Below are 2,503 nucleotides of genomic sequence, written 5' to 3'. Positions count from 1 at the left end.
GCTGAAGGGTGAGCAGCAGGCTGCGGCGATTGTGCAGACCGGTGAGATCGTCGAAGTAGGCGAGCCGCTCGATGCGTTGCTTGGTGACCAGCTCCTCGGTGATATCGTCGAAGCTGCCCACATAGTGGGTCAACATCCCCTCCTCATTGAAGACGCCGCTGACACGCAGTCGCACCGGGAAGAGGCGTCCGTCACGGNNCCCCCTCCCAGAACCCGTGACCGGTCACCGCATCGCGCAGACGCTGGGCGAGGTCATCCCCATAGTAGGAGGGGCGCAGGCGGGTGACGTGTTGTCCCACTATCTCATCGACCTCCATGCCGGTGATGCGGGTAAAGGCACGATTGACCCTGAGGATCTGCCCCTTGGGATCGCACACCAGCAGAGCCTCGCGCGTCTCGAAAGAGACCTCGGCCAGTCGCAGCGCCTCTTCGGTGGCGAGCCGGCGCAGCTCGATGGCGGTGCGGGGGGCCCACTCGCTCAGCGTATCCATCAGGGGCAGCGGGTCGGCCAGGGGCTCGGCCAGCAGCAGGGTGATCTGCCCCATGGGGCGCTGGCCCGGCAGTTGCAGCGGGATGCCGAGATAGGCGCGAGCCCCGCTCTGGAGCAACTTGTGGGAGGCCGGGTAGCGGCCGGGAAGATCGTCCACATAGAGGGCCTGGCCACACGCCTGCACATCTTGCGCGGGGCCCGGATCGAGGCGGGCTGGCGCCCACTGCTGCGGCTCACCGCCCATCTGTGCATAGCGGGTGACGATCCACAGCTCGCTGCCCCGTTGTTGATATTCACCGACCCAGCCCCCCATCAGGGGATGATGCTGCTGACACCACTCGATCAGAGTGCGGCAGTAGTCGAGCCCGGTATGCAAGGCCAGGGGGGGGGCGGCGAGGGACTCTGCGCTGGCCGGGGCCGGCTCGTCGGGACGCCAGTGGCCAAGTTGCTGGGCACTGTAGCGGGCCAGTTGGAGCAGCTCTTCGCCGATGGGCATGGGGGTGAGGTATTCGAGGCTCACCATGCCAAGCAGCCGCTCTCCCTCCTTGAGGGCCGCATCGAGGCGGGAGACCACTCCGTGTCCACCGAGATAGGCATGTTGAGCCAGCATGGGCTGGTGGGCACACTCGGAGAAGCTTAACGAGCCGCGGCTGCGCAGGGCCCTGAGGTATCGGCTCTCCCCCTTGAAGGGAAAGAGGGCCCCCTTGACACCCAGCTGATAGATGGGGGTCAATAGGTCGCCTTCACCGAAGTGCCACAGGATCAGGCGGTCGGCCTGGCATCCCTCGCGCAGGGTGGTCAGCATCTGGGCGTATTGATGGCGGCTGGCCAGTTGGCCCAGGCGTGGCAACAGCAAGGAGAGATCCGGTTGCTCCTGCAATCCGGTGACATGCAGGCAGATGAGCCAGAAGTTGCCCTGCTCGGGGGAGAGGGCGATTTGCCACTCCCGTCCCAGCGCCTTGATCTTGAGCTCTCCCCCCCGACCCGTGGCCAGTTGCGCCTCGATGGGCTCTCTTAANNGTGTGAGGGCGGTGGACGACATGAGCCGGTTAACATCCTGTATGCAGACTTGAGCCGCAAGAATACTCCAAACCGTTACAAAACAAAATTTCATTGAACTCTAAATTAGAAAAGTCTAATTTATTGGCCAATGCCATTAAATGGAGGTGTTTCATGACCCGTATTCTGATTGTCGGCGGTGTCGCCGGTGGGGCTTCGGCTGCGGCCCGTGCCCGTCGCATGGATGAGCATGCCGAGATTATCCTGCTTGAGCGCGGCGAGTTTATCAGCTTTGCCAACTGCGGCCTGCCTTATCACATCGGCGGCGACATTCCCTCCCGCGATGCCCTGCTGCTGCAGACCCCCCAGAGCTTCAAGCGCCGCTTCAACGTCGAGGTGCGGGTCTTTAGCGAGGTGCTCTCCATCGACCGCGCCACCCGCACCGTGCGGGTGCGCGACCTGCAGCGCGGCGAGGAGTACGAGGAGCGCTACGACAAGCTGCTGCTGAGCCCGGGCGCCGCACCCATTCGGCCGCCTTTGCCGGGCATCGACGCCCCCGGGGTCTATACCCTGCGCAACATCCCCGACATGGACCGCATCCTGGCGGCGCTGGCTCACGACCAGCCGCGCCACGTGACCGTGGTGGGCGGCGGCTTTATCGGCCTCGAGATGATGGAGGCGCTGCATCAGCGCAACCTGCCGGTAACTCTGTTGGAGCTCTCGGATCAGGTGATGGCGCCGGTCGACCGGGAAATGGCCGCCATGCTGCACGCCCGCATCCGAGAGGCGGGGGTGGACCTGCGCCTTCGCACCGGCCTCAGTGCCATCGAGAGCCTGGCGCGCAGTAGCGACCCCACCGCCGAGGTGGCCGCCGCTGAGCGCCACGGTCTGCGCCTGCATCTGGGTGATGGCACCACCCTGGACACAGGGATCCTGATCCTCGCCATCGGCGTCAAGCCCGAGACCCTGCTCGCCGCCCAGGCCGGGCTGGAGCTGGGGCCGCGGGGCGGCATC

General features: G+C 65.3%; 2 protein-coding genes. One reads left to right on the top strand and one right to left on the bottom strand.

Going from position 1 to position 2,503, the window contains the following annotated elements; all coding sequences use genetic code 11:
* Positions 1-191 precede the first annotated feature (191 nt).
* Positions 192-1,295: a GAF domain-containing protein gene (locus BN1133_RS19390; protein WP_462477404.1), complete on the bottom strand. Its 1,104-nt coding sequence runs from the start codon at positions 1,293-1,295 to the stop codon at positions 192-194.
* 368 nt (positions 1,296-1,663) lie between these two features.
* On the opposite strand from BN1133_RS19390, the gene BN1133_RS19385 reads away from it, so the two are divergent.
* Positions 1,664-2,503 (top strand): NAD(P)/FAD-dependent oxidoreductase (locus BN1133_RS19385; RefSeq protein ID WP_197273691.1); only part of this gene is annotated, 840 nt, incomplete at its 3' end.

Origin of the sequence: Aeromonas schubertii, assembly GCF_000820105.1 — a bacterium.
Taxonomy (GTDB): domain Bacteria; phylum Pseudomonadota; class Gammaproteobacteria; order Enterobacterales; family Aeromonadaceae; genus Aeromonas; species Aeromonas schubertii.
Note: the sequence above shows the minus strand (reverse complement) of the source record. Positions and strands in the feature narration are given on the sequence as shown.